The 4,446-nt window shown below is 71.1% G+C and carries 5 protein-coding genes; 2 read left to right on the top strand and 3 right to left on the bottom strand.

What is annotated here, in order from left to right; genetic code table 11:
- Positions 1-360: 360 nt before the first annotated feature.
- The gene (locus tag FPZ12_RS45290) at positions 361-2,004 is read right to left on the bottom strand and encodes an MFS transporter (RefSeq protein ID WP_144762469.1); all 1,644 of its coding nucleotides are present in this window, start codon (positions 2,002-2,004) and stop codon (positions 361-363) included.
- 222 nt (positions 2,005-2,226) lie between these two features.
- Between FPZ12_RS45290 and FPZ12_RS46800 the strand changes: the two genes are divergently transcribed.
- Positions 2,227-2,841, top strand: coding sequence for a TetR/AcrR family transcriptional regulator (locus FPZ12_RS46800; RefSeq protein ID WP_144762463.1), 615 nt, complete (start codon positions 2,227-2,229; stop codon positions 2,839-2,841).
- Positions 2,842-2,870: 29 nt separating this feature from the next.
- Positions 2,871-3,647, top strand: a complete 777-nt coding sequence (locus FPZ12_RS45280; protein WP_243770367.1) for an acyl-CoA thioesterase domain-containing protein — start codon at positions 2,871-2,873, stop codon at positions 3,645-3,647.
- On the opposite strand, the gene FPZ12_RS45275 is transcribed toward FPZ12_RS45280, so the two are convergent.
- Together FPZ12_RS45275 and FPZ12_RS45270 are read right to left on the bottom strand one after the other, a co-directional pair.
- On the bottom strand, positions 3,644-4,081 hold the full coding sequence (locus FPZ12_RS45275; protein WP_144762466.1) for a winged helix-turn-helix domain-containing protein: 438 nt from the start codon (positions 4,079-4,081) through the stop codon (positions 3,644-3,646). The genes FPZ12_RS45280 and FPZ12_RS45275 overlap by 4 nt on opposite strands.
- A gap of 65 nt (positions 4,082-4,146) precedes the next feature.
- A complete protein-coding gene (locus FPZ12_RS45270; protein ID WP_144762475.1) occupies positions 4,147-4,410 on the bottom strand; it encodes a Trm112 family protein in 264 nt (87 codons plus the stop codon).
- Positions 4,411-4,446: the final 36 nt, after the last annotated feature.

The following is a 4,446-nucleotide window of genomic DNA, read 5'->3' as shown; positions in this document are numbered from 1 at the left end:
GGCTCGCGCGGAGCGGGCGCTCGCGTAGCCGGGGCTCCGTAGCCGGGACGCCCGCGTAGCCGGGCTCGCGTGGTGGGGCCGCCGACGTGGAGGGCGCCCCGTGGTGGGGACTCGCGCGGTGGGGACTCGCGCGGTGGGGGCGCTCGCCCAGCATTCCGGCGGGAGCGGCGAACTCGCGCCCCGCTCCGGCCAACACGGCAACCGGAGCGGCCAACACGCCAACGGGAGTCGCCAACACGCCCGCGGGCTACCCCGGGCTCGGTGTGTTGGCCGCGCCGGTCGGCGTGTTGGCGGGCAGTGCGCGTGTGTTGGCCGCTCCCGGGCGGCGCGCGAGCCCCGAACGGCGGGCGCCCGCGTGCCTCAGTTCTTGTTGTGCGTCAGGACGGGCGGCTCCAGGTCCGCGACATAGCGGCTGCCGCGGAAGGCGCTCGCCCCTGCGGCGATCAGGCATGCGGCGATGGCGAACCCGAACGCGATGTGCAGGCCCTGTTCGAACGGGCCCGAGATCAGGTTCGGGAAGAACGTGTTCCCCGTCAGCGCGGCCGAGTCGGCGGGCGGGAGTTGCGAGATCACGTTGTCGCCCAGCAGGTGCTGCATCGGGTTGTAGCCGAGGAACGCGGCGAACAGCACGGAGACCGGCGGGCTGTCGGCGACGGCTTGCGCGGCCGCGGCGGGGACGTGGTGTGCCTCCAGCCCACTGGTGAGCGTGCCCGGCAGTGCCGCGGCCAGCCCGGTGATCATGAGGGTGAAGAAGATGCCGATGGAGAACACCTGAGCCGAGTTCTGGAAGGTGGAGTTCATCCCGCCGCCTGCCCCGCGGTGCCCGGCCGGGAGGCTGTTCATCACCGCCGCCCGGTTCGGGGACGCGAAACACCCCATCGCGAGCCCGTTCAGCAGCAGGATGGCCGCGAAGGCCGGGTACGGGAAGTCGATGGGCAGCATTTCCAGCAGCACGAACGTGAGCGCGGCGGCGAGCATGCCGGACGTGGCGAACGGGCGCGCGCCGAACCGGTCCGACAGGTATCCCGAGAGCGGGCCCGCGAGCAGGAAGCCGACGGTGAGCGGGAGCATGTAGATCCCCGCCCACAGCGGGGTTTCCTCGAAGTCGTACCCGTGCAGGGGCAGCCAGATCCCCTGCAGCCAGATGATCAGAATGAACATCAGCCCGCCGCGGCCGAGCGCGGACAGGAACGTGGACAGGGTGCCGAACGTGAACGCCCTGATCTTGAACAACGGCAGCCGGAACATCGGGTACCGCACCCGCGTCTCGATGATCCCGAACGCGATCAGCAGCACCACGCCCGCGCTGAGCGAGCCGAGCACCACCGGGCTGGTCCAGCCCATGGTGTGCCCGCCGTAGGGCTGGATGCCGTGCGTGATGCCGATCATCACCAGGATCAGCCCCACCGCGAAGGTCACGTTGCCGAGCCAGTCGATCGGCTCACCGGAGCGGGCCGACAAATCGTGCAGCCTGCGGTAGGCCCACACGGCGCCGAGGATCCCGAACGGCACCGAGATCAGGAACACCAGCCGCCAGCTGACCGGCGCCAGCAGCCCGCCGAGCACCAGCCCGATGAAGGTTCCGCTGATCCCGGCGACGTTGTTGATGCCCAGCGCGAGCCCCCGCTGCCGGGCCGGGAACGCGTCGGTGAGGATGGCGCCGGAGTTGCCGACGAGGAAGGCACCGCCGATGCCCTGCACGATCCGCCACGCCAGCAGCCAGATCGCGCCGGCGTGCCCGGTCATCCAGTCGATGGTGAGCATCAGCGAGGCGAACGTGTAGATGACGAACCCGAGGTTGTACATCCGCACCCGGCCGAACAGGTCACCGAGCCTGCCGACACTGACCACCAGCACACTCGAGGTGACCAGGTAGCCGAGGATCATCCAGAGCAGATAGAACGAGTTCTCCGGGAGCAGCGGGTCGAGCTTGATGCCGCGGAAGATGTCGGGCATCGCGATCAGCATGATCGACGAGTCGATGGTGGCCAGCAGCACGCCCATCGTCGTGTTCGTCAGCGCGACCCATTTGTACCTGTCACCCCGGGTGTCCGGGTTCGCAGCACGCACGCCACGTCCTTTCCCACCGCACCAGCGCGGATTCCGATCCGGTTCGATTCGACCCGACGCATGGTGGCCGGGGCAAGAGGCTCAAAGGGGGACCTTCGCCACGCTAACTAACTCGAATTCTAAAATCAGGCTCGGTCTTCGGAACGGAGTACGGACATGGGGCGCAAAGCAGGCACCGCCGCGTGGCAGTGGAGCCGCACGGCCGAAACGCGCCGGGTGCTGCTCGCCGCGGCCCGTGACGTGTTCGCGGAGCGGGGGTTCGCCGAGGCGAGCGTGGCCGAGGTCGTCCAGCGGGCCGGCTCCAGCGTCGGCAGCCTCTACCACCACTTCGGCGGCAAGTCGGAGCTGTACCTGGCGTTGTGGGAGGACCACCAGGCCAGCCAGGAGCACAACGCGACCGGCGCGGTCGCCGAAGCGCGGGCCGCGGGCGAAGAGGACCCGCTGGCGCTGCTGATCGTCGGCGCCCGCGCGTATCTGGAGGGTTCGTGGCAGCGCCGGGACCTGGTACGCCTGTTCCTCGACGGGGACGGGCCGCCGGGGTTCGAGGTGCTGCGCCGCACCCGCACCCGCGAATGGGTGCGGCAGAACGCGGTGCTGCTCGGGGCCGGCGCGGATCCGGTGGACCGGCTGACCGTCTCGGTGATCACCGGCGTCATCGGCGAGGCGGGCCGCGAGATCGCGAACTGCGGCACGAAACGCAAGGCCACGAGCCTCACCGAGGCGGCGGTGGAGCTGATCCGCAGGCTCGATCCGCTCCGCCCGGCCCGGTGAACACCTCCCCCGACGAAAGGATTTCGCCCGTGCCGCAAGCCTTTTTCGCCCCGTCCGGCGGCCGCCTGGAGCCCGCGCCGCATGCCCGCAGCTGGTGGGTGCCTTCGATGACCCACGGCAGGCTCCTCGGCGGGCTGCTGGCGCGGGCGCTGGAGGCGGAGCAGGGCGCCGAGGGGATGCGGTTCACGCGGCTCACGGTGGACCTGTTCCGCAGCGCTCCCCTGGCCCCGCTCGAGGTCGCCACCACGCGGATCCGCGATGGCCACCGGATCCGCGTCACCGAGGCCACGGTGCACTCCGGGGACGGGGTGTTCGCCAAGGCGACGGCGGTACAGCTGCGAGAGGGCGAGCAGCCGCCGGACCCCGCGCCCGCCACGCCGCCGTGGGACGCGCCGGGCCCGGAGACCATGGCGCCACACCGGGTGGGCGCGACGCCGGAGCGCTGGCATCTGGAGGGCCGCCGGACGTGGGTGCGCGAGACCTGCGAGCTGGTCGAGGGTGAGCCGATGAGCCCGTTCGTGCGGGCCGCGCTGGCGGCGGACACCGCGAGCCCGCTGGCGCACGCCGGGGAGAAGGAGCTGGAGTTCATCAACGCGGACTACAGCCTGTACCTGAGCCGGATGCCCGAGGGCGAGCACATCGGCGTGGCCGCTGGCGGGCATTCCAGCGGCGAGGGCATCGCGGTGGGGCACTGCACGCTGCACGACGCGCGCGGCCCGATCGGGTACTGCATGACGGCGGCGGTCGCGAACCCCGGGGTGCGGCCGAACACCCGGCCGCGGGCGCGCCGCGGTTCGTCCGTCTAAAAAGGACTCTGCTCGACGCGGACCAGTTCGCGGCCGTCGAAGCGGTAGCCGACGCCGCGGATGGTGGTGATGGCCGAGCCGAGGACGCCGATCTTGGCGCGCAGCTTGCGGATGTGCACGTCGATGGTGCGCCCGCCACCCCGCTCGCCGGTGTGCCACACGTGCCGCAACAGCGACCGCCGGTCGCAGACGCGGCCGGCGTTGCGGCACAGGAACAGCAGCAGGTCGAACTCCAGCCTGGTCAGGGTGATCTCCGCGCCGGCGGCGAACACGCGGCGCGGTTCCACTTCGATGCGGGCAGGCGGCTCGGCGGCCGGTTCGAGTACCTCCGCGAGCCGCGCGGCCACTTCGGGCCGCCATTGGGCGCCGGGCACGACGATGCGCAGTTCGACCGCGCCGTCGTCGTGCTCCAGCCGGGTCAGTGTCATCGTCATGCGCTCCAGCATCGCCGATCCGGCGGGTTTGTCCACGCGTTCCCGGATCCTGGAAGCCCTGCTGGTCAGTCCACTGTGGAGACGACCGCGTCGACGCTCTCGCCGAGGGTGGCGCTCGCCTCGGCCGGTGCCCGGCGGACGAGGTCGCGGTGGCGGGGTTCGTCGACGGGGCTGGCGAGGTCGGCGCGCATCATCGGGATGCCGGATTCGATGCGGTAGAGGCGTCTCAGGCGCGGGTTGTAGAGGATCTGGTCGTCGGCGAAGTAGAGCAGGGCGTGCTTGTCGATGGCGCACGCGAGCACGGTGAGCAGGTGGCGGTCGAGTGTCAAGGGTCTTTTCCTGTCCTGGGGCGGGGGTTGGGGGTC

Source organism: Amycolatopsis acidicola, from assembly GCF_007713735.2.
Lineage (GTDB): Bacteria > Actinomycetota > Actinomycetes > Mycobacteriales > Pseudonocardiaceae > Amycolatopsis_E > Amycolatopsis_E acidicola.
The sequence above is the reverse complement of the archived record's forward strand: the minus strand, read 5'-3'. Positions and strand labels throughout refer to the sequence as shown.